This is a genomic window from Mesorhizobium sp. M0522, assembly GCF_040321085.1.
Lineage (GTDB): Bacteria > Pseudomonadota > Alphaproteobacteria > Rhizobiales > Rhizobiaceae > Mesorhizobium.
Genome location: NZ_JAMYQW010000001.1, coordinates 188,746 through 214,898, shown reverse-complemented (window position 1 = coordinate 214,898; position 26,153 = coordinate 188,746). Strand labels below are relative to the sequence as shown.

At 64.0% G+C, this 26,153-nt stretch carries 28 protein-coding genes and 1 riboswitch; of the genes, 16 read left to right on the top strand and 12 right to left on the bottom strand.

Translation table 11 applies throughout. The annotated features are described in order from the left end of the window. Positions 1-5: 5 nt before the first annotated feature. The 4 genes from cobT (at position 6) to NKI58_RS01035 (ending at position 3,965) form a co-directional block, all read left to right on the top strand. Positions 6-1,904 (top strand): cobaltochelatase subunit CobT, encoded by a 1,899-nt coding sequence (gene cobT / locus NKI58_RS01050; RefSeq protein ID WP_352451202.1) that lies wholly within the window; start codon positions 6-8, stop codon positions 1,902-1,904. Further along, a complete protein-coding gene (locus NKI58_RS01045) occupies positions 1,901-2,926 on the top strand; it encodes an esterase-like activity of phytase family protein (protein ID WP_352593892.1) in 1,026 nt (341 codons plus the stop codon). Before cobT ends, NKI58_RS01045 begins: the two co-directional genes overlap by 4 nt. A 188-nt stretch (positions 2,927-3,114) precedes the next feature. Next, positions 3,115-3,483 (top strand): ArsR/SmtB family transcription factor, encoded by a 369-nt coding sequence (locus NKI58_RS01040; RefSeq protein WP_352593939.1) that lies wholly within the window; start codon positions 3,115-3,117, stop codon positions 3,481-3,483. Further along, positions 3,480-3,965 carry an SRPBCC family protein gene (locus NKI58_RS01035; RefSeq protein WP_352593893.1) on the top strand — a complete coding sequence of 162 codons (486 nt, stop codon included), beginning with the start codon at positions 3,480-3,482 and terminating at the stop codon, positions 3,963-3,965. Before NKI58_RS01040 ends, NKI58_RS01035 begins: the two co-directional genes overlap by 4 nt. Positions 3,966-4,022: 57 nt before the next feature. On the opposite strand, the gene NKI58_RS01030 is transcribed toward NKI58_RS01035, so the two are convergent. From NKI58_RS01030 to rpmB, 3 genes are all read right to left on the bottom strand, one after another. Continuing rightward, a complete protein-coding gene (locus tag NKI58_RS01030; protein ID WP_023677895.1) occupies positions 4,023-4,697 on the bottom strand; it encodes a polyamine aminopropyltransferase in 675 nt (224 codons plus the stop codon). A gap of 62 nt (positions 4,698-4,759) precedes the next feature. Continuing rightward, on the bottom strand, positions 4,760-5,440 hold the full coding sequence (locus tag NKI58_RS01025) for a queuosine precursor transporter (protein WP_023677896.1): 681 nt from the start codon (positions 5,438-5,440) through the stop codon (positions 4,760-4,762). 81 nt (positions 5,441-5,521) lie between these two features. After that, complete coding sequence (rpmB, locus tag NKI58_RS01020; RefSeq protein WP_006328411.1) at positions 5,522-5,818, bottom strand: 50S ribosomal protein L28; 297 nt, start codon at positions 5,816-5,818, stop codon at positions 5,522-5,524. A gap of 680 nt (positions 5,819-6,498) precedes the next feature. On the opposite strand from rpmB, the gene NKI58_RS01015 reads away from it, so the two are divergent. From NKI58_RS01015 to NKI58_RS01005, 3 genes are read left to right on the top strand one after another with little or no spacing between them, the layout of a single operon-like run. Next, positions 6,499-7,290, top strand: a complete 792-nt coding sequence (locus NKI58_RS01015; protein ID WP_352593894.1) for a DUF3108 domain-containing protein — start codon at positions 6,499-6,501, stop codon at positions 7,288-7,290. Positions 7,291-7,331: 41 nt separating this feature from the next. Then, complete coding sequence (gene yddG, locus NKI58_RS01010; protein ID WP_352593895.1) at positions 7,332-8,219, top strand: aromatic amino acid exporter YddG; 888 nt, start codon at positions 7,332-7,334, stop codon at positions 8,217-8,219. Continuing rightward, positions 8,216-8,887 (top strand): lysoplasmalogenase family protein, encoded by a 672-nt coding sequence (locus NKI58_RS01005; RefSeq protein ID WP_352783325.1) that lies wholly within the window; start codon positions 8,216-8,218, stop codon positions 8,885-8,887. The genes yddG and NKI58_RS01005 overlap by 4 nt, the downstream gene beginning before the upstream one ends. Before the next feature lie 4 nt (positions 8,888-8,891). Here NKI58_RS01005 and NKI58_RS01000 read toward each other — a convergent pair whose 3' ends face one another. Then, entirely contained in the window at positions 8,892-9,320 is a 429-nt protein-coding gene (locus tag NKI58_RS01000; protein WP_352591166.1) for a cupin domain-containing protein, read from the bottom strand. Positions 9,321-9,341: 21 nt separating this feature from the next. Beyond that, entirely contained in the window at positions 9,342-10,109 is a 768-nt protein-coding gene (gene gloB, locus NKI58_RS00995; RefSeq protein WP_352451211.1) for a hydroxyacylglutathione hydrolase, read from the bottom strand. 98 nt (positions 10,110-10,207) lie between these two features. Between gloB and NKI58_RS00990 the strand changes: the two genes are divergently transcribed. The 3 genes from NKI58_RS00990 (at position 10,208) to NKI58_RS00980 (ending at position 13,823) form a co-directional block, all read left to right on the top strand. Continuing rightward, the gene (locus NKI58_RS00990) at positions 10,208-10,990 is read left to right on the top strand and encodes a class I SAM-dependent methyltransferase (RefSeq protein ID WP_352646682.1); all 783 of its coding nucleotides are present in this window, start codon (positions 10,208-10,210) and stop codon (positions 10,988-10,990) included. 117 nt (positions 10,991-11,107) lie between these two features. Further along, a complete protein-coding gene (locus NKI58_RS00985) occupies positions 11,108-12,940 on the top strand; it encodes an ABC transporter ATP-binding protein/permease (protein ID WP_352783330.1) in 1,833 nt (610 codons plus the stop codon). A gap of 76 nt (positions 12,941-13,016) precedes the next feature. Further along, positions 13,017-13,823, top strand: coding sequence for a DUF1194 domain-containing protein (locus tag NKI58_RS00980; RefSeq protein WP_352783333.1), 807 nt, complete (start codon positions 13,017-13,019; stop codon positions 13,821-13,823). Between the two features lie 18 nt (positions 13,824-13,841). Here NKI58_RS00980 and NKI58_RS00975 read toward each other — a convergent pair whose 3' ends face one another. Next, positions 13,842-14,867: an RNA polymerase subunit sigma-70 gene (locus NKI58_RS00975; RefSeq protein ID WP_352783335.1), complete on the bottom strand. Its 1,026-nt coding sequence runs from the start codon at positions 14,865-14,867 to the stop codon at positions 13,842-13,844. Positions 14,868-14,909: 42 nt separating this feature from the next. Further along, positions 14,910-15,656 carry an SDR family NAD(P)-dependent oxidoreductase gene (locus NKI58_RS00970; protein WP_352783338.1) on the bottom strand — a complete coding sequence of 249 codons (747 nt, stop codon included), beginning with the start codon at positions 15,654-15,656 and terminating at the stop codon, positions 14,910-14,912. A gap of 234 nt (positions 15,657-15,890) precedes the next feature. On the opposite strand from NKI58_RS00970, the gene NKI58_RS00965 reads away from it, so the two are divergent. Continuing rightward, on the top strand, positions 15,891-16,211 hold the full coding sequence (locus NKI58_RS00965; RefSeq protein WP_352783341.1) for a DUF1330 domain-containing protein: 321 nt from the start codon (positions 15,891-15,893) through the stop codon (positions 16,209-16,211). 25 nt (positions 16,212-16,236) lie between these two features. Here the strand turns inward: NKI58_RS00965 and metW are convergent, their stop codons facing one another. Continuing rightward, positions 16,237-16,851, bottom strand: coding sequence for a methionine biosynthesis protein MetW (metW, locus tag NKI58_RS00960; RefSeq protein WP_023677909.1), 615 nt, complete (start codon positions 16,849-16,851; stop codon positions 16,237-16,239). A 115-nt stretch (positions 16,852-16,966) separates the two neighbouring features. Then, a complete protein-coding gene (gene metX / locus NKI58_RS00955) occupies positions 16,967-18,136 on the bottom strand; it encodes a homoserine O-acetyltransferase MetX (protein ID WP_023677910.1) in 1,170 nt (389 codons plus the stop codon). Positions 18,137-18,228: 92 nt separating this feature from the next. Then, a riboswitch (SAM riboswitch) is annotated at positions 18,229-18,306 on the bottom strand. A gap of 138 nt (positions 18,307-18,444) precedes the next feature. On the opposite strand from metX, the gene hisC reads away from it, so the two are divergent. Together hisC and NKI58_RS00945 are read left to right on the top strand one after the other, a co-directional pair. Further along, positions 18,445-19,554 carry a histidinol-phosphate transaminase gene (hisC, locus tag NKI58_RS00950; protein WP_352621618.1) on the top strand — a complete coding sequence of 370 codons (1,110 nt, stop codon included), beginning with the start codon at positions 18,445-18,447 and terminating at the stop codon, positions 19,552-19,554. 6 nt (positions 19,555-19,560) lie between these two features. Next, the gene (locus NKI58_RS00945) at positions 19,561-20,496 is read left to right on the top strand and encodes a prephenate/arogenate dehydrogenase family protein (protein ID WP_352621620.1); all 936 of its coding nucleotides are present in this window, start codon (positions 19,561-19,563) and stop codon (positions 20,494-20,496) included. 134 nt (positions 20,497-20,630) lie between these two features. On the opposite strand, the gene NKI58_RS00940 is transcribed toward NKI58_RS00945, so the two are convergent. Continuing rightward, complete coding sequence (locus NKI58_RS00940) at positions 20,631-21,632, bottom strand: DUF2125 domain-containing protein (protein ID WP_352703653.1); 1,002 nt, start codon at positions 21,630-21,632, stop codon at positions 20,631-20,633. A gap of 114 nt (positions 21,633-21,746) precedes the next feature. Here NKI58_RS00940 and NKI58_RS00935 point away from each other — a divergent pair, with 114 nt between their 5' ends. Next, positions 21,747-22,280 (top strand): gamma-glutamylcyclotransferase, encoded by a 534-nt coding sequence (locus tag NKI58_RS00935; protein ID WP_352703651.1) that lies wholly within the window; start codon positions 21,747-21,749, stop codon positions 22,278-22,280. Between the two features lie 40 nt (positions 22,281-22,320). Here NKI58_RS00935 and NKI58_RS00930 read toward each other — a convergent pair whose 3' ends face one another. Next, on the bottom strand, positions 22,321-23,301 hold the full coding sequence (locus tag NKI58_RS00930; RefSeq protein WP_352577230.1) for a quinone oxidoreductase family protein: 981 nt from the start codon (positions 23,299-23,301) through the stop codon (positions 22,321-22,323). A gap of 344 nt (positions 23,302-23,645) precedes the next feature. Between NKI58_RS00930 and NKI58_RS00925 the strand changes: the two genes are divergently transcribed. Both NKI58_RS00925 and NKI58_RS00920 read left to right on the top strand, forming a co-directional pair. After that, positions 23,646-24,593 carry an aldo/keto reductase gene (locus NKI58_RS00925; RefSeq protein WP_352593905.1) on the top strand — a complete coding sequence of 316 codons (948 nt, stop codon included), beginning with the start codon at positions 23,646-23,648 and terminating at the stop codon, positions 24,591-24,593. A gap of 78 nt (positions 24,594-24,671) precedes the next feature. Beyond that, positions 24,672-25,292, top strand: a complete 621-nt coding sequence (locus NKI58_RS00920) for a LysE family transporter (protein WP_352577228.1) — start codon at positions 24,672-24,674, stop codon at positions 25,290-25,292. A 27-nt stretch (positions 25,293-25,319) separates the two neighbouring features. Here NKI58_RS00920 and NKI58_RS00915 read toward each other — a convergent pair whose 3' ends face one another. Beyond that, positions 25,320-26,120 carry a lysophospholipid acyltransferase family protein gene (locus NKI58_RS00915; protein WP_352703649.1) on the bottom strand — a complete coding sequence of 267 codons (801 nt, stop codon included), beginning with the start codon at positions 26,118-26,120 and terminating at the stop codon, positions 25,320-25,322. Positions 26,121-26,153 lie beyond the last annotated feature (33 nt).

The following is a 26,153-nucleotide window of genomic DNA, read 5'->3' as shown; positions in this document are numbered from 1 at the left end:
TCTCGATGGCGGGTCCGGGCGACAACACGCGAAACAAATCCAAGACCGGCGCTGAGAACGACAGCTTCAAGCGCGCCGTCACCGTCTGCATGCGCGCCATCGCCGGCGACAAGGATCTCGAGGTCGGCTTCGCCAAGGATCGGCCGGCGCTGGCCGGCAGCCGCGCCCGGCTGCCGGAATTGCCGAAGAAGGCATCGAAGGCGGACATCGCCATCACCCGCGGGCTCGGCGATTCCATGGCGCTGAAGCGCGCCTGCCACGATGCGCGCATCCACACCAGGCTGGCACCGGAAGGCAAACAGGCCCGCGCCATCTATGACGCGGTCGAGCAGGCCCGCGTCGAGGCGATCGGCAGCCGCGCCATGCAGGGCGTCGCCGACAATATCGGCTCGATGCTGGAGGACAAATACGCCAGGGCCAACCTCGTCGACGTCAAGGACAAGGCCGACGCGCCGATCGAGGAAGCGCTGGCGCTGATGGTGCGCGAAAAGCTGACCGGCCGCACTGTGCCGAAAAGCGGCGAACGGCTGGTCGATCTCTGGCGCCCTTGGGTCGAGGAAAAAGCCAGTGCCGATCTCGACGGGCTGTCGGCAAAGCTCGACGACCAGCAGGCGTTCGCCCGCGTGGTGCGCGAGATGCTCGCCTCCATGGAAATGGCCGAGGAACTCGGCGATGACCAGGAGACGGAAGACTCCGAGGACAACGACGAAAACCAGCCGCAAGGCGAGGAGCAGAGCGAGGAGGGCGGCGAAGACGATTCGGGCTCCGAGCAGTCGCAGTCCGAGGATACCGAGGCATCGTCGGACGACGAGCAATCGGCCGAGACGGAGGCCTCCGACGCCACCGCCGAGGATCTCTCCGACGATGACGACGCCGATGCGGAGACGCCCGGCGAGGCGCGCCGCAACGACAATCCCTTCACCAATCTGCCGAAAGAGATCGACTACAAGGTCTTCACCACGGCCTTCGACGAGACCGTAGGTGCGGAGGAACTGTGCGAGGAGGAGGAGCTCGACCGGCTGCGCGCCTTCCTCGACAAGCAGCTCGCCAACCTCTCCGGCGTCGTCGGGCGGCTGGCCAACCGGCTGCAGCGCCGCCTGATGGCGCAGCAGAACCGCTCCTGGGATTTCGATCTCGAAGAAGGCTATCTCGATCCGGCACGGCTGGTGCGCGTCGTCATCGACCCGATGCAGCCTTTGTCCTTCAAGCAGGAGCGCGATACCAAATTCCGCGACACGGTGGTGTCGCTGGTGCTCGACAATTCGGGTTCTATGCGCGGCCGGCCGATCACGGTCGCCGCGACCTGCGCCGACATCCTGGCGCGCACGCTGGAACGCTGCGGCGTCTCGGTCGAAATCCTCGGCTTCACCACCCGCGCCTGGAAGGGCGGACAGGCGCGCGAGAAATGGCTGAAGGAAGGCAAGCCGCCGAACCCCGGCCGGCTCAACGATCTGCGCCACATCATCTACAAATCCGCCGACCATCCGTGGCGGCGGGCGCGCCGCAATCTCGGCCTGATGATGCGCGAGGGCCTGCTCAAGGAAAACATCGACGGCGAGGCGCTGCTGTGGGCGCATAACCGGCTGATCGCGCGGCCGGAGCAGCGCAAGATCCTGATGATGATCTCGGACGGCGCGCCGGTCGATGATTCGACGCTGTCGGTCAATCCGGGCAATTATCTCGAGCGGCATCTGCGCGCCATCATCGAGCTCATCGAGACGCGCTCGCCGGTCGAGCTTTTGGCCATCGGCATCGGCCACGACGTCACCCGCTACTATCGCCGCGCCGTCACCATCGTCGATGCCGAAGAACTGGCCGGCGCCATGACCGAGCAGCTGGCCTCGCTGTTCGCCGAGGAAACCGTGCGCGACACGCGGCGCGGCGGCATGCGGCGCGCCGGATGATTTGTTCCCGCGGCGGCTTTTGGCAGAAGCTTTTGGCCGCCATTGCGTTGTTCGGCATCACTTTGGCCCCGGCTGTCGCTGCCGGGCCGGCCTCGGTCGAGCCGGCCGAAATCTCGGCCCGGCCCATAACCCAGTTTCGCATCGGCAATGACGAAAAACAGTTCGGGCCGCTCGAATTCGTCGGCGGGCTCGAAATGACCTCGCCGACGCGCGATTTCGGCGCGCTGTCGGCGCTTCGGTTCCTCAAGCCAGGCAGCGATTTCATCGGCGTTGCCGACACCGGTTTCTGGTTCTTCGGCACCCTCGTTCACGATGCCGAGAAGCGGCCTTCCGGCATCCAGAATTTTCGCATGCAGCAGATGGTCGATGCGGCCGGCCAGCCGATCGACGAGAAATGGGCGGTCGATGCCGAAGGCCTCGCGGTCAAGGACGGCATTGCCACGGTCGGTTTCGAGCGCGATCACCGTATCGCCGAGTTCAAGATCGACCCGGACGACATGAAGGCGCCGTTCAGGCAATTGGACTTCCTTATCCCGGCCTGGGAACTCCGCCGCAATCGCGGCTTCGAGACCGTTACCCGCGCCCATCCTCACGGGCAGCACGCGGGCGGGCTGGTCGTGGTGTCGGAAAAGAGCCTCGACAAGACCGGCAACATCTTTGCCGCGATCATCGAAGGGCCGCGCAAGGGCGTCTTCACCATCAAGCGCAATGGCGATTTCGACATCACCGACGGCGCCTTCCTGCCGGACGGCGACCTGTTGCTTCTGGAGCGCAGTTTTTCGATGGCCGGCGGCGTCAAGATGCGGCTGCGGCGCATCTATGGCGAAAGCGTCGAGAAGGGCGCCGTCGCCGACGGGCCGGTGCTGCTCGAAGCCGACATGGGCTACCAGATCGACAACATGGAAGCGCTCGACGTCTGGACCCGCGACGATGGCGCGCTGATCGTGTCGCTGATGTCCGACGACAACCACTCGATCCTGCAGCGCAATCTTTACCTGGAATTTGTGCTGCACGAGGATTGACGCGCGACCGGCCTGCTGGCTGACAGCATCGCTGGCGTTTCCGCGCCGTTTTGCAGCGCAGGCAATTTCCCTCGCAATTTCCCCTGGCAATGACCCGCGTCGCGGGTTTTCCAGCCGGCTCTCACCATCAGCAAAAATACTTTAGCCGTGACTTGACAATTTGTGTCATCGGCGAAATACTCAAGTCCATGCTTAAGTATTCCGAGATCGACAGCATCCTGCGGGCTCTTGCCGAGCCGACGCGCCGGGCAATCCTGGAAAGGCTGAGCCGCGGGCCGGCCACCGTCAGCCAGTTGGCGGAGCCGTTCGGCATGACCTTCGCCGCCGTGCTCCAGCATCTTCAGGCGCTGGAAGCGTGCGGGCTGATCCGCAGCGAGAAGGTCGGACGCGTGCGCACCTGCCGGATCGAGCCCGGCGGGCTTGCCCCGCTCGCCGACTGGATCGCCGCGCGCCGTACGCCGGCCGAACGCCACCTCGACCGTCTCGGCCAGATCCTGGCGGAGACTGACCAAACGAACGCAACAATCCACGACCAGGAAAAGGACGACAAGAAATGAACCAGATTGCCCCCGTGAACGACCAGCAGTCCGTCATCCATTCGACCTTCACGATCGAGCGGACCTATCCGCAATCGCCCGAGAGCGTCTTCTTCGCCTTTGCCGACAAGGCGACGGTGCGGCGCTGGCGGGTCGAAGGCGACGGCTTCACCATCGCCGAATTCACCTTCGATTTCCGTGTCGGCGGCGGCGAGGTTTCGCGGTTCAGCTACCAGGGCGGCCCGGAGATCAGGCTCGATGCGCAGTTCCAGGACATCGTCCCTGACCGGCGCATCGTATTTTCATACCGGATGGCGGTCGGGGCGCAGCCGCTGTCGGCGTCGCTCACCACGGTCGAGCTTGCACCTTCCGGCGAGGGCACCCGCCTGACCTATACCGAACAGGGTGCGTTCTTCGATGGCGTCGATTCAGCGCAAGGGCGCGAGGAGGGCACACGCGGGCTGCTGCAGGCGCTTGCCGCCGAGCTTCAGAAGGCGAAGTAGAGGTTCGCCGGCGTACCGGGCGGCGTCCAACAAGGCCCGCCCGGATTGCGAGGTGGCCTATTGCCCCTTGCTCGCGAGCCAGACGATGTGACGGGCGCCGCGCTTGCCGTGAGCCCGCACCTTGACCTCCTCGACCGTGAAGCCGGCCTGCTTGAGCCTTCGGGTGAAACCTGCGTCAGGGCCCTGCGACCAGACCGCCAGCACACCGCCGGGCTTGAGAGCTGCTCTCGCGCTGATCAGGCCGGCTGCGCTGTAGAGCGCATCGTTGGCCTTGTAGACGATGCCCTCGGGGCCGTTGTCGACATCGAGCAGGATCGCGTCCCAGGCCGAAGCTTGCGATCGGATGAGCTGACCGACATCGGCCTCACGAATGCTGACGCGCCGGTCATCAAGGCAGCCGCCGAACAGCTCGGCCATCGGGCCGCGCGCCCAAATCACGATGGCCGGCACCAGTTCGGCAACGGCGACCTGCGCATCGTCGCCGAGCTCGGCCAGCGCCGCGCGCAGCGTAAAGCCCATGCCGAGGCCGCCGATCAGGATGTTTGGGGTCCGGCGGCCGGCAATCCTTTGACAGGACAGTTTCGCCAGCGCTTCTTCGGAACCGCTGAGCCGGCTGTTCATCAGCTCGTTCGCGCCAAGCATGATCGAGAATTCGCCGCCGCGCCGTTTCAGGCGGAGTTCCTGTCCGCCGTCAGGCGTTTTTGCCGAGTCCAGTTGAAGCCAGGGGATCATGCTCGATAGTCTTTGAGCATGATCTTGTCCGAAAACCGGTTCCCACTTTTCGGGATCACGCTCTATGCCGCCAGTGCCGGCTGGCTCCAGCGGGCGGCAAGCAGCCGGTAGGGGATCAGCGCCACCACCGCTATGACCAGCTTGACGCCGAGATCGCCGAGCGCCCAGGAAATCCAGCGCATCGTCTCGACCGGCAGCACGCCCATCAGCGGCGCGGTTTCCAGCGCAAAGCCGTCATTGGGCCCGGCGAAGGCGAACGCCGCCGCGAAGGCGACGGTGAAAAACACCACCGTATCGAAGACGGAGCCGACCAGGGTGCCGACGATCGGCGCGCGCCACCAGCTCTGCCGGCGCAGCCGGTTGAACACGGTGACGTCGAGCAACTGCGCGGTGAGAAAGGCCGCACCCGACGCCGCGGCAATACGCACCAGCCGGTCGGCGGCGGTCTCGAATTCGATCAGGCCGTGGCGAAACAGCAGCGGTGGGATGACGATCGAGCAGACCACCGCTGTCATGAAGCCGACAAAGACGATCCTGCGCGCCACCGCCGGCCCATAACGGCGATTGGCGAGATCGGTGACCAGGAAGGAGAACGGATAGGTGAAGGCGCCCCAGGTCAGGATGTCGGCCAGCGACAACCCGCCGATTGCACCCTGCATCGGGAACTGCACGAGGATGTTCGAGGCCACGACGACGAGCGCCATGGCCGCCACGAAGGGCAGGTACCGCGAGAGGAAAATCATTTTTTTATCCTGGGTAATGGAACCAGCGGAACGCGATCCGGAACCCGGTCGCGCCCTGGAAGGCGGCCGCCGCCGAAAAACTCAGGCGGCCGGCTGTTCGGCGAGCTTCTTGGCGATCTGCTTCTTCAACAGGCGGGCGCGCTGCGACAATTCCTTGGCATCGGCCTTGGCCAGGAAGGCATCGAGGCCGCCGCGATGCTCGACCGAACGCAGCGCGTTGGCCGAAATGCGCAGGCGCACATTCTGGTTCAGCGCTTCCGAGATCAGCGTCACATTGACGAGATTGGGCAGGAAGCGACGCTTGGTTTTGTTGTTGGCGTGGCTCACATTGTTGCCGGACATGACTGCCTTGGCAGTGAGTTCGCAGGTGCGGGACATGGTTCTAACCTTCGGTTCTCGGTCCTGGCCAAACATTCGACCCGCGCCGGGTGGCGCGCGGTTTCGGTCAGGCGGCCTTATGGAAAAAGTTGGCGTTCCATAGTTGCATTTCGCCGATGCGTCAAGCTTGGGGTTGCTTCGGGGATGGGGAATCGCACTTTCGGAGTAGGTGTCGTCGGTGAAGCTGCTGATCGCCCCCTCAGGAGGAGATGTTGCTGTCCCGCGGATCTCTCAAGACCTAGGTTCCTCGCCCACCGCGAAGCGGGGGAGAGGTGGCCGCCCACGGGTCTTGCCTTCGGCAAGCCCGAGGACAGGCTCTGCGGCCGGAGAGGGGCCTTTTCGTAGAGCGCGGTTCCCCCTCTCCGTCTCGGCTTCGCCGAGCCACCTTTCCCCCCGCAACCCTTTCCCTCTGCCGGGCCGAGGCAGATCGGCAGATTCGTCGAGGGCGCCACATTTGTTCTTGCTTTGTGCCGGCAGCTATGCTACTAATTTCGGTATGGTGCTAATTGGCTCCAACGACCCGCCCGCCGAGGCGGGTTTTTTATTTTGGCCGTCGACCAGCCCCAACGTTGCCTGCCGACGGCGCCTTTCACATTAAGGCCGGAATTCAGCCTATAAGCGGTCGCACAGGGACATGCCAGACCGGAGCCGCCCGTCCGGTCGACAATCAAGGACCCGCCATGCCTCGTTCTTTCCTCCATGCCCTGGTCGTGCTGATGGCCGTCGCGCTTTCGACGACGGTTTCGGCCGCTGAGCCGCAATCCTTCACGGGCGAATATTCGGTGTCGTTCCTCGGCCTCTCCGTGGCCAAGGCGAAATTCTCCAGCCATTACGAGGGTGACACCTATTCGATCGAGGGCAGCGTTTCCGCCGCCGGGCTCGCCACTTTGTTCGACGATACGCGAGGCACGATCTCGTCGAAGGGCAAGATTTCGGGCAAGCAGTTGCAGCCGCAAGCGTTCCACGCCGACTACACGTCCGGCAAGAAGGCATCGATGATCGACATCCAGTTTGCCAACGGCGTCGTCACCTCGACCAAGGTCGTGCCTGAGCCGAAGAAGCGCAATCCCGAGAATTGGATACCGCTGGTCGGCAGCCATCTCGTATCGGTCCTCGATCCGATGGCCGCGACCGTCATCCATGCCGACAGCCTCGACCAGGTCTGCGGGCGCACGGTGAAGCTCTATGACGGCGAAATGCGTGCCGATCTCAAACTGACCTACGAGTCCAAAGGGTCGATCTCGGTGACCGGCTACAAGGGCGATACGGTCACCTGCAGGCTGGGCTTCGAGCCGGTGGCCGGCTACCGCAAGAACCGCAAGGCGCTGAACTACCTGAAGAAACGCAGCCGCATCATGGTGACGTTTGCACCGGTCGGCCAAAGCGGCGTATATGCGCCGATCCGCGCCACGGTCAGCACGCAAATCGGCCCGTTGACGATCAGCGCGGAGCGGTTCGAAGCGAACGAATAGGCGTGATGGTGCGCCGCCAACGGGGCACGGGGGCGACGGATATGGCGCGCGCAACACTGATCGGCTTCTCCGCGGTCGCCATGTGGGCGCTGCTGGCGCTGCTTACGGATGCTTCGGGCGCCGTTCCGCCGTTCCTGCTTTCAGCAATCACCTTCACGATCGGCACTTGCGTCGGGCTGGTTGCCCGGCTGTTCATGCCGGCAGCCGGCGGCGCCGCGAAGATACCGCGCCAGGTCTGGGTGATTGGCATTGCCGGCCTGTTCGGCTACCACTTCTTCTACTTCACCGCGCTGCGCAATGCGCCGGCCGTCGAGGCCAGCCTGATCGCCTATCTGTGGCCGCTGCTGATCGTGCTCGGATCGGCGCTGATGCCGGGCGAGCGGCTGGCCTGGAACCACGTCGCCGGCGCGCTGCTCGGCCTTGCTGGCACGGTCCTGATCGTCACCAAGGGCGGCGGGCTTGCCTTCGACGCGCGTTATGCCTTCGGCTACGCCATGGCCGGCGTCTGCGCGGTGCTGTGGTCGTCCTATTCGCTGTTGTCGCGGCGCTTCCCCTCGGTGCCGACCAGCATCGTCACCTGGTTCTGCGCCGCCACCGCGACCCTTTCGCTGGTCTGCCATCTGTTGCTTGAAGAGACGGTGCTGCCCGCCGGCGCCGGCCAGTGGCTGGCCGTGCTCGGCCTCGGTCTGATGCCGGTGGGGGCGGCGTTCTATGCCTGGGACATCGGCGTCAAGCGCGGCAACATCCAGGTGCTGGGGGCGGCGAGCTATGCCGCGCCGCTGCTGTCCACCCTGGTGCTGATATCAGCCGGCTTCGCCGAGCCGTCATGGCGCATCCTCGCCGCCTGCGTGCTGATCACCGGCGGCGCGGCACTGGCGGCGAAATCGCTGTTCCTGCGCAAGAGGGCCGCGAGCGAGGCAAACGCATGATGCCGTTTCCCGGCGGCATCGATGCCAATGCCAATGCGACGCTGCTGTTTTCGCTGGCGGCGGCGGTGATTTACGCGTTCAGCCTCGGCATGCCGCCGCGCCTTTCGCAGTCGGCGGCAAGGACATTGGCGGTGGCGATGCTGGCGGTGCTGGTCGTGCAGCAGGGCGGCCCATGGCTGCTCGTCGCCGCGCTCGGCGCCAGTGCCGTCGGCGACGCCTTCCTGTCGCGCGACGGCGAGAAGGCATTTCTTGGCGGCACGGCCAGTTTTCTTGCCGCGCACGTGCTTTACGTCGTGCTGTTCCTGCGTGCCGGCGGCGGCCTCGGGCTGCTTTCGGCCGAGCCGTGGCGGGCAGCGATCGTGCTGGCGATGATCGTGTCGGCGCTGGCGATGCTTTTCGCGCTCTGGCGCCGCATCGGCCCGGCCTTGCGTTTGCCGATTGGCATCCATGCCGCGGCGCTGCTTGGCATGGGCATTGCGGCGCTCACCCTGAACAGCGTCGGGGTCGTCGGCGGCGTCGTCCTGCTCATCCTGTCCGACGGGCTGCACGCCGTGGAAAAGTTCCTGCTGCCCGCCATCTCGCCGCACCGCATTTGGGTGCGCCATGCGGTCTGGGCGCTGTATTACGTCGGCCAGCTGGCGATCACGCTGGGTTTCCTGCTGGGCTAGGTGCCTAGGGCGTGCCCGGCAGCCAGCCTGGTTCGGCGAGTTCGAAGGCGGAGAAATCGAAACCCGGCGCCACGGTGCAGCCGACCAGGGTCCATTCGCCGAGGCTGCGTGCCGACTGCCACCAGCCTGCCGGCACGACGATCTGCGGCCGCTCGCCCGCGGCAAGCGCCGTACCGAGGATCTCCTCGATGACGGGACCGCCTTCCCGATGTATCGACAGCGCCAGCGGCGCACCGTCATAGAAATGCCAGACCTCGGCCGCGTCCTTGACCCGGTGCCAGGCCGACAATTGGTCCTTCTCGAGGAGGAAATAGATCGCCGTCGAATGGCCGCGCGTGCCTGCCGCGCCGTCGCGAAAGGTCTCGGCATACCAGCCGCCTTCCGGATGCGGCTTCAGGCCGAGCAGGGCGATGATTTCGGCGGAACTGGTCACGACCCTAGCTCCTGGTGCCGCTCAGAAATTGTCCTTGCGCTTGCGGATCTCGGCGAACACTTCGGCGTCGGAGGCCTTCTCCAGGCCGAGATGCCTGCGGATCGCCGGATCGTGCCAGCGCAGGAACGGATTGGTCGACAGTTCCTCGCCGATGGTCGTCGGCAGCGTCGGTTTGCCGTCGGCGCGCAGCGCCTCGACCTTGGCGGCGCGCTCTTTCAGCGCCGAATTGGTCGGGTCGACGGTGAGCGCGAAACGGGCATTGGCCAGCGTATACTCATGGCCGCAATAGATAACCGTCTCGGCCGGCAGCGCCGCGAGCTTCTTCAGGGATTCGTACATCACCGGCGGCTTGCATTCGAGCAGCCGCCCACAGCCGAGCGCAAACAGCGTGTCGGCGGCGAAAGCCACTTTCGACGCCGGCAGATGATAGGTGACATGGCCGGCGGTATGGCCGGGTGTGGCGATGACCTCGATCCGCTCGTCGCCGAGATGGACGACCGAGCCTTGCTCGACAGTTTCGTCGATGCCGGGAATCTTTGCCTTTTCGGCTTCCGGCCCGACAATGCGCAGCTTGAAACGCTCCTTCAGCGCCAGATTGGCCTCGACGTGGTCGAGATGGTGGTGAGTGGTCAGGATCATCGTTGGCGTCCAGCCGGTGCGCTTGATCGCCGCCAGGATGGGCGCCTCCTCGGGCGCATCGATGAGCGCCGTCTGACCGCTTTTCGGGTCATGCACCAGCACGCCGAAATTGTCGCTGCGGCACATGAATTGTTCGATCTCGACCGGCATCGCATCTCTCCCTTTATTGCCGCAGACATAGGGCGCCTGCCAGCCGATGTCATCTGCCTTTGTTGAACTTGGACTGCTTCGAAGCTACCGTTCCGCGCATGCATTCAGACATTGTCGATCTCCGTTCGTTTTATTCGACCACGCTCGGCCGCCTGGCCGAACGCTCGATCACCATGGCGCTGTCCTCGATATGGGCCGTCGTGCCCAACGAGCGGCTGGTCGGCCTCGGCTACACCTTGCCGTGGCTGGAGCGCTTCGGCAGCGATGCCGAGCGCGTCTTTGCCTTCATGCCGGCGACGCAGGGCGCGGTGGTCTGGCCGGCGACCGGGCCGACGGCGACCGCGCTGGTCTTCGACGAGGAACTGCCGCTGGTTGATTCCTGCATCGACCGCATGCTGCTCGTCCATTCGCTCGAACATGTCGAGAACCCACGCGAGACGCTGAACGAGATCTGGCGGGTGCTGTCGCCGGCGGGCCGTGTCGTCATCGTCGTGCCCAACCGGCGCGGTGTCTGGGCACGCTTCGAGCATACGCCTTTCGGCAATGGCCGGCCGTTCTCGCGCGGCCAGCTGACCGAATTGCTGCGCGAAGCGAATTTCACGCCGGCGGCGTGGTCCGATGCGCTGTTCTTCCCGCCGTCGCCGCGACGTTTCATGATGCAGTTCCATAATGTGCTGGAACGCGCCGGCCGGCGCTTCTGGCCGATCTTCTCCGGCGTTATCGTCGTCGAGGCGCAGAAGCGGCTCTATCAAGGCGTGCCGGTTGCCCAGCGCGCGTCCCGCCGCGTCTTCGTGCCGGTTCTCTCGCCGCATGGCGCGCCGACGCTTGGCCGGGCTGTCGCGGGCCGAACACCCGGCACCGCCAGGATGACGCGTTCGTGATCCGAGACGTGCTTTTTCACGCCTATCTGACGATATCAGGTTTGCTGTCCGATTGAAGGCCGTGCGGCCGATCCCTATGACCGGTTTGGCATTGCTCCGAATGCAAGGATTTAACCGATGGATGATCGTCCGGATGTCGAGGCCAGCGCCCAGAAGCTTGCCACGTCGATCGAAGCCAGCAGCCTGCGTGAGCAGCTGGCAACAATCAAGATAGCGCTGACCACCTCGCCGGTGCGAAAACAATTGCTTTGGGCATCGATCGGCATCGTCGCCGTCATCGTGGCGAGCTCGATCGGGCAGGTTCTGCTCAATCGCTGGAACCAGCCTTTCTACGACGCGCTGGCGCGGCGCGACATGCCGGCTTTCCTGCATCAGCTTCTGGTCTTTGCCGGCATCGCCGGCGGGCTTGTGGTGCTCAATGTCGGCCAGACCTGGCTCGACCAGATGCTCCGCCTGAAGCTGCGCGAGGCGCTGACGCTCGACCTGATCGACGAATGGATGCGGCCGGCGCGTGCCTTCCGGCTGACCCATGCCGGCGCCATCGGCGTCAATCCCGACCAGCGCCTGCAGCAGGATGCCGGGCATCTCTCCGATCTTTCCACCGGTCTTGGCATCGGCCTGCTGCAGTCCTGCATCCTGCTTGCCTCGTTCGTTGGGGTCCTGTGGTCGCTGTCTTCCGGCTTCGTCTTCCACATAGGCGGCCATTCGCTGGCCATACCCGGCTACATGGTCTGGGCGGCGATCCTTTATGCTGGCACCGCCTCCTGGTTGAGCTGGCTGGTCGGGCGACCGTTGATCCGCTTCAACAACGATCGCTATACGCGTGAGGCGGAACTGCGCTCCTCGGTGGTTCGCGTCAACGAGAATGTCGATGCCATCGCGCTGGCGCATGGCGAGGCCGATGCCAGGCGCCGGCTCGAATTCGATCTCGGCACGGTGCTGGGCGCCATGCGGCGCATCTACAGCGCCCAGATCAATCTTTCCTGGGTTACCGACACCTATGGCTGGATCACTGTCGTCGCGCCGATCCTGGTCGCCTCACCGGTCTATTTCGCCGGCGATATCAGCTTTGGCGGCTTGATGATGGCAGTCGGCGCTTTCAACCAGGTCCATTCGTCGCTGCGCTGGTTCATCAACAATATCGGCGGCATCGCCGATTGGCGCGCTACGCTGATGCGGGTCGCCGACTTCCGCATCGCGCTTGGCGACACCGACGCGCTGCACGATACGGAAAGGCGCATTTCGTTCGGCGAAAACCCGGACGGCAGCCTGACATTCGAGAAACTCGAGATCGCCTCGCCGGAGGGATGCACCAAGCTTGCCGAGCCGCATGTCGAAATCCGCGCCGGCGACCGGGTCATGATCACCGGAGATCCGGGCGCCGGCAAGACGCTGTTCTTCCGGGCCATTGCCGGTCTGTGGCCATGGGGCAGCGGACGGATCGGCATGCCGGCCGGAGAAGCGCCGATCTTTGTTCCGCGTACCCCCTATTTCCCGCTCGGCAAGCTGCGCGAGGTGCTCAACCATTCAGACGGCGCGGCGGAGGCGAGCGATGCCGAGATCTCGGAGGTGCTGGCCGATGTCGGGCTGCAACGCCTGTCGTCCTCGCTCGATCGCTCGGCGCGCTGGGAGCGTGAGCTCAGCGACGACGAGCAGCGTCTGCTGGCCTTTGCCAGGCTGGCCTTGCGACGGCCGAAATGGGTGATCATCGACGAGGCGCTGGACGCGTTCGACGGCCCAACGCTGAGGCAAGTGCTGTCGATGCTGGAGAAGCGCCTTCCCGACGCCGCGATCCTCAATATCGGCCGCGGCCAGCACAATGCCCGCTTCTTCCGGCGGGCGTTGACCATCGTCAAGGATGCCGGCCAACCGCCACTCAAGCCGGCCCGTATCAGGGCAGGTGCCATCGAACCGCCCCCGGCGATCGCCTCGACCGGCCGAAAGAAATAGAAGGCAAGCTTTATTTCGCCGCGATCGCGGCGAAAAACTGTCGCGATCGTTTCAGATGGGAACGTTCCGATCGGCCATGCTTGACGCTCTCGCCCTGCTCGCCTGCCTTGCCTGCACCCCGGCGGCACCTGCGGCCGCACCGGCCAATGCAATTGCCGTCGATGTCCAGCTGGTGCTGGCCGTCGACATCTCGCAGTCGATGGATGAAAGGGAGTTTGCCCTGCAGCGCGCCGGCTATGTCGCGGCGCTGCGCCACCCCGACTTCATCAACGCCGTGCGTGCCGGCACCTTCGGCCGCATCGCCATCGCCTATTTTGAATGGGCCGGCACCATCCGCGACGATGCGGTCATTGCCTGGCAGGTCGTCGACAGCAAGGAGAGCGCCAACGCTTTTGCCGACAAGATCGCGGCCCGCCCGTTCAGGAGCTTTCGCGGCACCTCGATTTCCGGTGCTGTGGCTTTCGGCGCCGAGCTTTTCAACGGCACGGCTTTCACCGGCAAACGCCGCGTCATCGACGTCTCGGGGGACGGCCCAAACAACACCGGCTTGCCGGTCACAACGGCACGCGATGCGGCGCTGGGGAAGGGCATCGTCATCAACGGGCTGCCGATCCTGATCAGCCCGTCACCCACCTTCAGCCATCTCGACCGGTATTATGCCGAATGCGTTACCGGCGGGCCGGGCTCGTTCGTGCTGCCGATCTATGCTGCTTCCGAATTCGCCACCGCCACTCGCCGCAAACTGATCCTCGAGGTCAGCGGCATCGAGTATCCCAAGGTGGATCCGAGGACGATCCGCATCGACGCACCGATCGACTGCCTGCAAGGCGAGCGCGACCGGCGGTTTTTCTCGGACCCATATTTCCCGGAACTCGACCGATAAGGCTGGCCCAGGGGTAAGCTAGGCTGGTGGCAGGCCGAAGGCCGGGAACAGAGATGGCCCGAGCGGCCCTATGAAGATCGTCAAGGAAGCGATCCCGCCCTCGGCTGCGTCGAACACATGCAGGGAATGGGCCCGCCATTCAGGGCCATCGTGGCTGCGGGAATAAACCCCGACCGCGGGCTGGGCATTGGCGCGGGTGGCCAGCGTGCGGAAGCCGCCAAACCTCGGCCAGACGGTCTCGAAGAAACCGCGGATCGCTTCGCGGCCTTGATACCATTCACGCCAAGGCGGCATGGTATAGATGGCGTCCTCACGCAGGAGCTCGATCAAGCCGTCAAGATTGGCGGCCTGCCAGGCCTGCATGTAGCGTTCGAGCAGCAGGCCTTCTTCGCGGCTGGGCCGTGATCGGCTGGCCGGCCGTCCCTGAGGATAGCGCGCCGCCAGCGTTACGCGGGCCCGCTGCAACGCGCTGTTGATCGAAGCCGTCGATCCGCCCAGCAAACGCGCCGTCTCGACAGCCGACCATCCGAGGACGTCGGCAAGCAGCAGCGCGGCGCGCTGCCTGGGCGGCAGATCCTGGATCGCGGCGACGAAGGCGAGCTGGACGGCCTCGCGGCTCTCGTAACGGGCTTCCGGACCTGGCTCGCTGCCGGCAATGTCTGGAAGCTCGGCGTCGGGGTAGGGCTCCAGCCAGGCGATGTCGGCTACCGGCCCGCCTATGGCCGCCCCGTGCGAGGGCGGCCGTCCGGGTTCCCGGAGAATGCGACGCGCCCTCGACCTCGCCTTGATGGCGTTGAGGCAAGCGTTGGTCGCGATCATGTAGAGCCAACCGCGAACCGAACCTCGCCCGTCGAACTCCGATCTTGCGCGCCAGGCGCGAAGCAACGTGTCCTGGACGAGGTCGTCGGCCTCGTGCAGCGAACCCATCATGCGATAACAATGCAGCTTGAGCTCGCGGCGATGCGCGGCCGTGACCTTCTCGAAGGCCAGCCGATCGAGGATCGGCTGGCCTGCTGGTTCCAGAGGTGGTTGAGCGTCTGTCATGTGGCTTGTGCGGTTACGAGCGAGCGTTGCATTACGCGCCCCTCAGGCGGCCGGGGCAAGCCCGCTACCGCTCACCATGAAGGAACTGCCTTGCGGCTGGCCGGTGGCGAGTGCGACCACCGCCCGTCCGACATCGGCCGGCGTTTGCGTGTCGGTCATGGCGGCGATGAAGTCCGCCGGCTGGATGCCCATATAGGCCGCTATGCTGTCGACGCCGGCCTTGCCCACGCCGGTTTCCGGCATGATGCGCATCGGCGCGAGCGCCATGAAGCGCAGGCCGAGGCCAAGCCGGTCGGCCTCCTTCTGGCTATGACCGGCCAGGAACATCTGCATGCGTTTTGCGCCGGCATAGCCGCCGGCGTTCGGTGGTCCGCCGGTCAAGGCCGCGCCGCTGGAGATCAGAACGATCCGGGTCCCCGGCTTGAGCGGACGCCGCAGAGCGGCCCGGCAAAACAGGAACGACGCCTTGACGTCCGTGTCCCAATTTGCCGAGAACGCCTTCCAGTTCTGTTCATGCACCGGCGCAGAAGGCGCCAGCGCACCTGCGCAGATCACCAGCACGTCCGGCTCAAGCGCGGCGAAGACCTTATCCGGGGCGGAGTCCACCGTAGCATCGACCGCGAGCGTCTTCACGCCCGAGACCTCCCAGGCAAATTGCGCCAGGGCCTGTTTTCCGCGGGCAACGGCCAGCACCGTCGCTTTCTCCTTGAGAGCGGCCTCCGCGATCGAGCGGCCGACACCACGGCTGCCTCCGACGACGACGACATTCTGATTTTGCAACGATCCCATGGATCACCTCTCGTTCCCGGCCGCCGGACCATCCAGGCGCGCTCATCGATAAGGACAGCGCAGGTGGCTGGAAATCATCGGTGCCAGGCGGAAATATCTTTCAGGTGACGGCAGCCGCGCTTCGTTTTTGTATTCAGTGTCATTACCTCTGGGGTAATCGACCAGCGCACTACGTCTCGGCAAACTGCTCCCATCAAGCCGGTTGTCCGGCCTTCGACCACAAGGAGATACGCCATGACCGCCTACGCCGTCGCACATATGCGCCAGGTCACGCCGGGGCCGCAGATCGTCGAGTACCTGCACAAGATTGATGCCACGCTGGAGCCGTTTGGCGGGCGCTTCATCGTGCATGGCAGCGAGGTGGAAGTCGTTGAAAACACCTGGCCGGGCCACCTCGTCATGATCGAATTTCCAGACATGCAGCAGGCGCGCGCATGGTACCGCTCGCGGGCCTATCAGGAGATCTTGCCGCTGCGCACCGAGAATTCTCAGTCCGACGTGGTCCTGGTCGATGGCGTTCCGCATCCGCACAAGGCCACCGACGTTCTCGAATAAGGGGACGATCTGCGACGATTGGCTCTTATCGTTTCAGCAGAAACACCGCCTGCTGGCCGAAAAAATTCCAGAACCACCACGGCATCGAGAAGCCGATCCGCTGGCCGTTGGCGTCGAGCGCGGTTGCCTTTTCCACCGTCGCGCCAAGCTCGTCGCACAGATTGACGAAGTCGCGAATGGTGCAGAAATGGATGTTCGGCGTGTCATACCAGGAATAGGGCAGGTCCCTGGTCACCGGCATGCGGCCGTTGAAGAGCAACGAAAAGCGCACCCGCCAGTGGCCGAAATTTGGGAATGAGACGATGGCGCGGTTGCCGATCCGGAGCAGTTCGTCGAGCACCAGCTTCGGATTGCGGGTCGCCTGCAAGGTCTGCGATAAGACGACGAAGTCGAAGCCCTTGTCGGGATAGAATTGGAGATCCTTGTCGGCATCGCCCTGGATGACCGACAGGCCGCGCGCCACGCATTCGTTGACGCCGCGCTGCGACAGTTCCAGGCCGCGACCGTCGACCTTCTTGGTCGCCTGCAGCAATTCGAGCAGCAGGCCGTCGCCGGAACCGACATCCAGCACCCGCGACTGCGGCGGGATGAGATCGGCGACGACCTCGAGGTCGACGCGCTGGGCGCGGTTGACGCTCATGCGTTCGCCTCTTGCCTGGCGCATGATCCTGATCCGAAAAGTCTGCAACTTTTCGGGGTCATGCGCTGATGCCTGGCGCATGGTCCTGATCCGAAAAGCCGGCAACTTTTCGGGGTCATGCGCCGAGCCCTCTCGCCCGAGCGGCCGAGGCGATGAAGCCTTTGATGGCGGCGAACAGTTCGGGCTCGTCGAGCAGAAAGGCGTCGTGGCCGCGGTCGGTCTCGATTTCGACGAACGATACCGAGGCGCCGGCCGCGTTCAGCGCGTGCACGACCGAGCGGCTCTCTTCGGTCGGGAACAGCCAGTCGCTGGTGAACGAAACCAGGCAGAAGCGCGTCTTGGTGCTGGCGAAGGCATCGGCCAGCCGGCCGCCATGGTCGGCGGCGAGATCGAAATAGTCCATCGCCCGGGTCATGTAGAGATAGGAGTTGGCATCGAAGCGATCGACGAAGGTCATGCCCTGATGGCGCAGATAGCTCTCGATCTGGAAGTCGGCATCGAAACCGAAGGTCAGCGCTTCGCGGTCCTGCAGGTTGCGGCCGAACTTGCGATGCAGCGCTGCTTCCGACAGATAGGTGATGTGGGCGGCCATGCGCGCCACCGCCAGCCCCTTTTCCGGCCGCTTGCCATGCTCGAAATATTTGCCGCCGTGCCAATCGGGGTCGGCCATCACCGCCTGCCTGCCGACCTCGTGGAAGGCGATGTTCTGCGAAGAATGGCGGGCGCCGGTCGCGATCGGCAGCGCCGAGAAGACGCGCTCGGGATAGCTGGAGGCCCATTGCAGCACCTGCATGCCGCCCATCGAGCCGCCAAGCACGCTGAACAACTGTTCGATGCCGAAATGCTCGACCAGCATCAACTGCGCCCGCACCATGTCGCGGATGGTGATGATCGGCAGGTCGAGCCCGTAAGGCTTGGCTGTGGCGGGATTTGTCGAGGCGGGGCCGGTGGAGCCGAGGCAGCCGCCGATGACGTTTGACGAGATGACGAAGAAACGGTCGGTGTCGATGATCTTGCCGGGGCCGATCAGCACCTCCCACCAGCCCGGCTTGCCGGTCACCGGATTGGTGTTGGCGACGTGCTGGTCGCCGGTCAGCGCATGGCAGACGAGGATGGCGTTGGAACGCGCGTCGTTGAGCGTGCCGTAGGTCTGGTAGGCGATCTGGAACGGCGACAGCAGCGTGCCGGCGTCGAGCTTGAGCGGCTTGTCGGCGCCGAAACGCAACACCGGGCTCGACGGCTGGTCGGCCTCGTTGTTGGTTTTTCGAGCGCGCAAAGCGACCATCACATCTCCTTGCCCGGCCTTCCGTTGTCCACCGGTCCGGGCAACAGCCAGTCAGGGCAACAAAAAACCGGCCATGCCTTCGCAAAGCCGGTTACAAGATGCAAACGGCCCTTTAGCAAGTTGTTTAACGTGGCTGCAAGCCGACCGGCCAAATCACCACGGAACTGTCGATGCTCTTCTATGACTCGCGCGTGGGTTCGTCAACGGCAAGTTCTTGATCCCGAATTGCCGCCCCTCGACATTCCGGGCCACGGCTTGTATTTCCGCTGCGGCCTCCGGATGGAGGCATCCTCGACGGATTTCATGGAATGAGCCAGACACCGGATCAGACACGTCCAAGGCCCCGCGCCGGCATCATGGACATTGAAGCCTATGTGCCCGGCAAGAGCGCGGCGCCTGAAGGTGTCGCCAAGGTCCATAAATTGTCGGCGAACGAGAACCCGCTCGGTCCTTCGCCAAAGGCGATTGAGGCCGCGCGCGCGGTCGCCGACAAGCTCGCGGTCTATCCCGACGGCAGCGCCAGGCGCCTGAGGGAAGCGATCGCCGAGGTGCACGGGCTCAACCCGGCGAACATCGTCTGCTCCAACGGCTCCGACGAGATTCTAGGCCTGCTGGCGCAGACCTATCTCGCACCCGGCGACGAAGCCATCATCACCGAACACGGCTTCATGGTCTACAAGATCTACATACAGTCGGCCGGTGCCGTCCCGGTAACGGTCAAGGAGACCGATGAGCGCGCCGACATCGATGCGATCCTCGCCGCGGTGACGCCGGCTACCCGGATCATCTTCCTTGCCAATCCAAACAATCCAACCGGCACCTACGTGCCGTTCCAGGAGGTGCGCCGCCTGCATGCCGGCCTGCCGCGAAACGTGCTTCTGGTGCTGGATGCAGCTTACGCCGAATATGTCCGGCGAAACGATTATGAAGCCGGCGTCGAGTTGGTGGGCAGCGCGGAAAACGTGGTCATGACCCGCACTTTCTCCAAATTGGGCCTGGGCGGGGCGCGGATCGGCTGGATGTATGCGCCAATGCACGTCATCGACGCGATCAACCGCGTGCGCGGGCCTTTCAACGTCAATGCGACGGCGATCGAGGCCGGCATCGCGGCGATCCACGACCGCGCCCATATCGAACGCAGCGTCGCGCACAACGAGACCTGGCTAGCCTGGCTGAGCGAGCAACTAAGCGAGCTCGGGCTGCGGGTGACGCCGAGCGTAGGCAATTTCATCCTCATCCACTTTCCCGAGGATAAAAAGCATTCGGCGGCGGCCGCCGACGACTACCTCAGTGCGCGCGGCTACATATTGCGGCGCGTTTCCGGCTACGGTTTTCCGAGCGCGCTGCGCATGAGCATCGGCACCGAAGAGGCCAATCGCGGCGTTGTCGCAGCACTCGCGACATTCCTGAAAAGCTAGAACACCATGACCTCACCGATGTTCGAAAAGATCGCGCTGGTCGGCATCGGCCTGATCGGCTCGTCGCTGGCCCGCGTCATCCGCCGCGAGGGACTCGCCGGCCAAGTCGCGATTTCGACGCGCAGCGACGCGACGCTGGCACGCGCGAGCCAACTCGACCTTGGCGACACCTATACGACGGATGCGAAAGAGGCGGTTGGCGATGCTGATCTGGTTATCGTTTCGGTGCCGGTCGGCTCTTCAGGCACGGTCGCCGCAGAGATCGCGCCGGCGCTGAAGAAGGGCGCCATCCTCACCGATGTCGGCTCGACCAAGGCGTCGGTGATCGCGCAGATGCAGCCGCATGTGCCTGATGGCGTGCACTTCATCCCCGGCCATCCTTTGGCCGGCACCGAAAAATCGGGACCGGACGCCGGTTTTGCCGAACTGTTCGAGAACCGCTGGTGCATTTTCACGCCGCTGCCCGGTACCGATCCCGCAGCACTGGAAAAGCTCTCGGAATTCTGGCGCTGCTGCGGCTCCAACATCGACACGATGGACCCGCAGCATCACGACATGACGCTGGCCATCGTTTCGCACCTGCCGCATATCATCGCTTACAATATCGTCGGTACCGCCGACGATCTGGAGTCGGTGACCAAGTCCGAGGTCATCAAATACTCGGCTTCCGGCTTTCGCGACTTCACCCGTCTCGCGGCGTCCGACCCGACCATGTGGCGCGACGTCTGCCTGCACAACAAGGACGCCATTCTCGAAATGCTGGCGCGGTTTTCCGAGGATCTGTCCTCGCTGCAGCGGGCGATCCGCTGGGGCGACGGCGAAAAACTGTTCGACCTGTTCACCCGCACCCGCGCCGTCCGCCGCTCGATTATCGAGGCCGGCCAGGACATCGACGTACCGGATTTCGGCCGCCAGGCAGTCGAACACCCGCCGAAGGGATAAGCCGCGGCAGGCCGATGGCAGGCCGGCCCGGCTTAGAGCGGTTCATCGTTTCACAGAAACGCCGAACCGCTCTATCTCTTTGTTTTTGCGCAATTCCGGACGGAAAACCGTTTCACACTTTTCCTGGAATTGCTCTAGTCGAGCGGCTTGATCTTGCCGAGCGGGATGAAGCCGAGCGAGGCCTTGCCCCTGACGATCTTCAGCGGCATCGACGGCTGGTTGCCGAGCAGCGCCAGTCCGGCAAAGCCGGTTTGGATCTCTTTCTTCTGCTCGGGGATGGCGGTGGCGAGGATTGCCGCCACGGCCTTCGGATCATTGAGCCTGATCGTCAGGTCGGCATTTATGAGACCGTCGTCATCGACCGACAGCGGTCCGGAAACGGTGATGCGCGCAGTTCCGGACGACAGATCGAGCTCGTGGATTTCGGCCGCCTGGCCGCGCAGGCTCTTCGGATTTGCCTTGATCAGCGTCACGCCGTTCTTCAGCGTCACGTCGCCGCTGCCGTCGAGCGGCGGCAAGACGCGCCCGTCGATGGCCGCCGCGTCGATTTCGAGATCGGTGAAATTGCCGGTATAGTCGATGTCCGGGCCGTTTGGGCGCAATTGCCCGATGGCAGTTCCGGCGCTGAACAGCGAGACGGGATCGGTGTCGTCTGCCGGATCGGTCTGGCCGGACAGGCCTTCTGCCTGCAGCGAGAGGCGTCTCGGCAGCGGCCAGGACAGCTTCATGTCGGCCCGCAGATCATCCCAGTCGATCCAGAGCGGGGTCATGCCGGGAACTGAGGTCCTGAGCGGCCCCCTGAGCTCGGCGGCAGGCGACAGAAGCCGCGTGATCTGCGTGGCGGCGTTGATCTTGCCTGTCGATGCCGCGACGTTGCGGCTGTCGTCCTCGTAAGCCAGGCTGTCGCAGGAAAGGGTGAAGCTGAAGGGATAGCCGCTGACCGCGAGATTGGCGCAGTCGGCCTTGATGCCTTTGTCGTCGAGGTCGGCGACCGCCTTTTTGGCTGCGCTCTCGACCAGGTCCGCCAGGTAGAACCAGCCCGCGCTGTAGATGCCGAACAGCACGAGAATGAAAGCGGCAAGCCACAACAGGCGGCGACGTTGGCTGGGCGGCGGGCGCTCGTCACTTGACGTCATGCTGCGGCTTTCGTTAACGCGGGGTGGCACGGGTGGGCTGTCGCTTGCGGCACCAATAGGCAGACGGACTGAAACACCACCGGTGAGGTGGTCGTCACAATCAGGCTTGGCGATATGGGCGATTTTTGGGTTTTTGGCTACGGCTCACTGATCTGGCGACCGGGATTCGCGCATGTCGAGACGCGGCGCGCCCGCCTGCATGGCTACCGCCGTTCGCTCTGCGTCTATTCTTTCGTGCATCGCGGCACGCGCGAACGGCCGGGCCTGGTGCTCGGCCTCGACCGCGGCGGCTCCTGCATCGGGCTGGCGTTCCGGGTTCCAGGCGAGCTGCGCAACGAGGTCATTACCTATCTGCGCGAACGCGAGCTGGTCACCAACGTCTATCTCGAACGTGTGCTCAGCGTTCGCCTCGACAAGAGTGAAACGGATGGGAGCGGGACGGTCGAAGCCATCGCCTATGTCGTGGACCGCAGCCATGAGCAATATGCCGGTGCGCTCGACCCGGCCGAGGCGGCGACCGTCGTTCGCGGCGCCGTCGGCCAGTCGGGGAGGAATGAGGACTACGTGCTCAGCACGCTGGAGCACCTCGAAGCACTGGGTATCAGCGACCACTGGCTGGAAGACGTGACAAGACGGATCGCGACGTAGCTTCTTTTATCGTTGACCATGATGTTTTCGGTGGTCTGGGCTACATCCTGAAAATCTGTTTTCCAAGATCGGCGCGATCCAGGCTGTTTGCCACGGCAAGCTTGAACTCGGTCAGCGCGTGGAGACCGCCGACAGGAACGTGGAAGCCGGGCTGGCCGAAGGTGTCGATAACCTCGCGTAGCACAGGCCGGTCGGCTTCGGCCGGCGGCGAAAAGAAATAGCGATAGATATTCGCCCTGATCTCGACGCCGCTCAGCAACACATCGAAATTGTGCAGTTCGAAGCGCTCGGCACTCATGCCGCCATTGATCACCATCTGCCCGCCGAGCGCCAGGGTGCGGATCAATTCGCCGCTGACAGGTCCGCCGACATTGTCGATAATCCCGTTCAATCCGGCGCCACCGGTGATATCCATCACCGCTTCCCGGATACTTGCCTTCAAGTCAGAAAGGTCAAGAATGGCGGCGGCGCCAAGCGTCTTCAGATCGAAGCTTTGGTGCGAGTGCCGCACCAGCGCGATGACGTTGATACCGCGTCGTTGGGCGAACTGCATCACCATTGTCGAAATCGACGAATAGCCGGCCGTGACAGCCAGCCACTGGCCAGGCCGCACACGGGAATCCACCAGCAGATCCCACGCGGTAATGGGGTTCACCATCTGCCCGGCGCGTTCGACCGGATAGCCGGCAGGCAACGGGATCAGCCATTCGGCGGGAATGGCCGCGTACTCGGCCCAGCTGCCATAATAGCTGAATGCGACAAGCGTGCCCGGTTCCAGCAAGACGTTCGCGCCGACGGCTTCGACGATGCCGGCGCCATGGTTTCCTGCGACCTGCCGGGGAAAATGCGGCTTCTTCGGTTCGGGATAGAGGTTCTGGATAAACAGGAAGTCGCCCGGATTGATCGAGGCCGAGACCATCCTGACCAGCACCTCGCCGTCGCCGATGCGCGGCATCGGCAGGTCGTCCATGTAGAGCACGTCGCGCGGCGAACCGATGGCGTCAAATACAATTGCTTTCATTCCGGTCTCCACAACAAACGATCCGGGGCAAACAGTCCGGGCTTGGCCAGACCGTGCCGAGATTTGCGTCGGCGCCGCGGAACCTATGGCCGGCCGGCAAAGGTCTGAATTGGCAGATTTGACAATCTATGTGCTAAACTTGCCAGATTGTTTCCTCAGAGGGTACTGGTTTGGAAATTCGGGACAGCGTCTTGAAGCCCGACACGGCGCGGCGGGTCGCGGTTTTGTGAAGCGCCGGCGGGCTGGAAAAGAGGCTATGCGTTTGACGTTGCCACGGTGCGACATAGGTTAGCCCGGTCGGCGGCTCCCACCCGCCCCAGCATGAATCACCATGGAGATCAGCCTTGCAGAAACGTCGTCTCGGTCGCACCGACCTATCCATCGCGCCATTGGTTCTGGGCGGCAATGTGTTCGGCTGGACCGCCGATGAGAAAACCTCGTTCGACCTGCTCGACCGCTTTGTCGACGCTGGCCTCAACGCCATCGACACGGCCGATTCCTATTCGCGCTGGATTGCCGGCCACCAGGGCGGCGAATCCGAAACCATCATCGGCCGATGGATGAAGAGCCGTGGTAACCGCGACAAGGTTGTCGTTATCACCAAGGTCGGTTCGGATATGGGACAGGGCAAGAGGGACCTGTCCGCCGCCTATATCGAAAAGGCCATCGATGCTTCGCTGAAGAGGCTGCAGGTCGATACAATCGATCTCTATCTGTCGCACTGGCCTGATCCGGCCACTCCCTATGAGGAAACGCTCGGCGCCTACCAGAAACTGCTCGACAAGGGCAAAATCCGTTATGCCGGCGCTTCCAACCTCGACGCCGCCCAGTTGCGGGCCGCACTTGACGTAGCAAGCCTGCGCGGCCTGCCGCGCTACGAGGTGCTGCAGCCGGAATACAACCTTTACGACCGCTCGTCCTTCGATGGTCCGCTGCGCGATCTGTGCGCGGCCGAGGACATCGGCGTCATCACCTATTTCAGCCTCGCCAAGGGGTTTCTGAGCGGCAAGTACCGCAGCGAGGCCGACCTCGGCAAAAGCCCGCGCGGTGGCGGTGTGAAGGGCTATCTCAACACCCGCGGCATGCGCATTCTCTCAGCGCTCGATGCCGTTTCAGCCAGACATTCGGCCAAGCCAGCGGAAGTGGCGCTTGCCTGGGTCATGGCACGGCCCGGCGTCACCGCTCCGATCGCCAGCGCGACGACGCTCGACCAGCTCGACAGCCTGGTGCGTGCCGCATCGTTGCAGCTCAGTCCGGACGATATCGCCGAGCTCGACAAGGCCAGCGCATAGCCGCGCACGATCGTTCAAGACCGGCGCCGCTGCCTTGCCCTACCGTCCCTGCCTCGTCGCAGGATGCAGGGACGCCGCATGGCCGGACAGGGTCTTCTCGATCAGCAGCTATGGCAGCAATTGCTGGCGCTGGTGCTGGCATCGGCCATCGTTATGGGCAGCCCGGGGCCGGCGACGATAAGCGTCACCGCGGTCGGTGCTGCGTTCGGCCTGCGCGATTCGCTCCGTTATGCCTCGGGAATCGTTGTCGGGACGGTCCTCGTGCTTTTGGTGGTGGCGACGGGCATCATGGCCGTTCTCATCGCGCTGCCGAAGCTCGCAGCGCTGTTGGCGGTCGCGTCAGCAGCCTACATCCTCTATCTGGCGTTCAAGATAGCGACGGCGCCGCCACTGGCGGCACGCATTGGTGGGGCGGCGCTTCCCACTTTCCTGGGCGGGTTCCTTCTGGCCGTTGCCAATCCGAAAGCCTATGTGGCGATTGCCGCCGTGTTTGCCGGCGCGTCTTCCGGCGCCGGCGGTCTTGCTATTTCAGCCAAGCTGGCGGTCCTCGCCTTGATGATTGTTGCCATTCATCTCTTGTGGCTTCTCGCCGGCGCGGCTTTTGCACGTTTGCTGCGCAAACCGCTGGCGTCGCGGATCATCAATCTGGTGTTTGCCGTGACGCTGGTTGCAACAGCCGCCCTGGCTGCCTTGCCGTGAGCCTTTCTGGCATCCGCGGCGGGTGTCTCAGCCTTTCAATTCAGGTTTCGCATCCAGCTCACCAAGCCGTTTCATTGCCGTCGGCGGCATCGGCGGCGGGTTCGGCGTCTGCGACGCTTCGACGAGGAGCTGGTCGCAGGCGGCCTCCGTCTCGCCGATCAGCCGTTGCATGAATTCGTCCTTGCCGAGGCCGGGCGGGATCGGTGGCAGGAAGCGCGCCTTGATCGTGCCGGGATAGCGCAGGAATTTGCGGCGCGGCCAATAGAGGCCGGCGACGTGAGCGACCGGCACCACCGGAATGCCAAGTTGCGCGTAGAGTTCGACGATGCCGTATTTGTAGACCGGTTCGTCGCCCGGCGCCCGGCGGGTGCCCTCGGGATAGATGATCAGCTGGCGCGGATTGCGCGCCAATTCCTGTTTGGTCGCGGCGATCACCGTCTTCAATGCCTTCGAGCGGCTGCCGCGGTCGACAGGAATCATCCGCATCTTCAAAATGTACCAGCCGAAGAACGGGATCCAGGTCAGCTCCCGTTTCAATATGTAAACGGGATCGTCGAGATAGGGCAGGAAAGCGATCGTGTCCCAGAAGGACTGGTGCTTCGGCGCCAGGATGAAGGAGCCGTCAGGCAGGTTTTCCTGGCCGGTGATCTCACTTCTGGTGCCGGCGATCTTGTCGTAGAGCCACATGCTGGTGCGCGACCAGAATTTCGGCACGAACCAGGCGCGATGGCGTGGCGACAGGAAATAATACGGGGTCCAGAGGATCATCTGGACGATCAAATTGAGGTAGAAGGCGAGATTGAACGCCAGCGAGCGGAAATACAGCATACAGCAAGTGCCCGGTGAGGAGGTGTGCGTTGG

Coding starts and splice junctions, on each gene's coding strand:
- cobT (WP_352451202.1), top strand. CDS start 6: ATGGCGGGTCCGGGCGACAACACGCGAAACAAATCCAAGACCGGCGCT.
- NKI58_RS01045 (WP_352593892.1), top strand. CDS start 1,901: ATGATTTGTTCCCGCGGCGGCTTTTGGCAGAAGCTTTTGGCCGCCATT.
- NKI58_RS01040 (WP_352593939.1), top strand. CDS start 3,115: ATGCTTAAGTATTCCGAGATCGACAGCATCCTGCGGGCTCTTGCCGAG.
- NKI58_RS01035 (WP_352593893.1), top strand. CDS start 3,480: ATGAACCAGATTGCCCCCGTGAACGACCAGCAGTCCGTCATCCATTCG.
- NKI58_RS01030 (WP_023677895.1), bottom strand. CDS start 4,697: ATGATCCCCTGGCTTCAACTGGACTCGGCAAAAACGCCTGACGGCGGA.
- NKI58_RS01025 (WP_023677896.1), bottom strand. CDS start 5,440: ATGATTTTCCTCTCGCGGTACCTGCCCTTCGTGGCGGCCATGGCGCTC.
- rpmB (WP_006328411.1), bottom strand. CDS start 5,818: ATGTCCCGCACCTGCGAACTCACTGCCAAGGCAGTCATGTCCGGCAAC.
- NKI58_RS01015 (WP_352593894.1), top strand. CDS start 6,499: ATGCCTCGTTCTTTCCTCCATGCCCTGGTCGTGCTGATGGCCGTCGCG.
- yddG (WP_352593895.1), top strand. CDS start 7,332: ATGGCGCGCGCAACACTGATCGGCTTCTCCGCGGTCGCCATGTGGGCG.
- NKI58_RS01005 (WP_352783325.1), top strand. CDS start 8,216: ATGATGCCGTTTCCCGGCGGCATCGATGCCAATGCCAATGCGACGCTG.
- gloB (WP_352451211.1), bottom strand. CDS start 10,109: ATGCCGGTCGAGATCGAACAATTCATGTGCCGCAGCGACAATTTCGGC.
- NKI58_RS00990 (WP_352646682.1), top strand. CDS start 10,208: ATGCATTCAGACATTGTCGATCTCCGTTCGTTTTATTCGACCACGCTC.
- NKI58_RS00985 (WP_352783330.1), top strand. CDS start 11,108: ATGGATGATCGTCCGGATGTCGAGGCCAGCGCCCAGAAGCTTGCCACG.
- NKI58_RS00980 (WP_352783333.1), top strand. CDS start 13,017: ATGCTTGACGCTCTCGCCCTGCTCGCCTGCCTTGCCTGCACCCCGGCG.
- NKI58_RS00975 (WP_352783335.1), bottom strand. CDS start 14,867: ATGACAGACGCTCAACCACCTCTGGAACCAGCAGGCCAGCCGATCCTC.
- NKI58_RS00970 (WP_352783338.1), bottom strand. CDS start 15,656: ATGGGATCGTTGCAAAATCAGAATGTCGTCGTCGTCGGAGGCAGCCGT.
- NKI58_RS00965 (WP_352783341.1), top strand. CDS start 15,891: ATGACCGCCTACGCCGTCGCACATATGCGCCAGGTCACGCCGGGGCCG.
- metW (WP_023677909.1), bottom strand. CDS start 16,851: ATGAGCGTCAACCGCGCCCAGCGCGTCGACCTCGAGGTCGTCGCCGAT.
- metX (WP_023677910.1), bottom strand. CDS start 18,136: ATGGTCGCTTTGCGCGCTCGAAAAACCAACAACGAGGCCGACCAGCCG.
- hisC (WP_352621618.1), top strand. CDS start 18,445: ATGAGCCAGACACCGGATCAGACACGTCCAAGGCCCCGCGCCGGCATC.
- NKI58_RS00945 (WP_352621620.1), top strand. CDS start 19,561: ATGACCTCACCGATGTTCGAAAAGATCGCGCTGGTCGGCATCGGCCTG.
- NKI58_RS00940 (WP_352703653.1), bottom strand. CDS start 21,632: ATGACGTCAAGTGACGAGCGCCCGCCGCCCAGCCAACGTCGCCGCCTG.
- NKI58_RS00935 (WP_352703651.1), top strand. CDS start 21,747: ATGGGCGATTTTTGGGTTTTTGGCTACGGCTCACTGATCTGGCGACCG.
- NKI58_RS00930 (WP_352577230.1), bottom strand. CDS start 23,301: ATGAAAGCAATTGTATTTGACGCCATCGGTTCGCCGCGCGACGTGCTC.
- NKI58_RS00920 (WP_352577228.1), top strand. CDS start 24,672: ATGGCCGGACAGGGTCTTCTCGATCAGCAGCTATGGCAGCAATTGCTG.
- NKI58_RS00915 (WP_352703649.1), bottom strand. CDS start 26,120: ATGCTGTATTTCCGCTCGCTGGCGTTCAATCTCGCCTTCTACCTCAAT.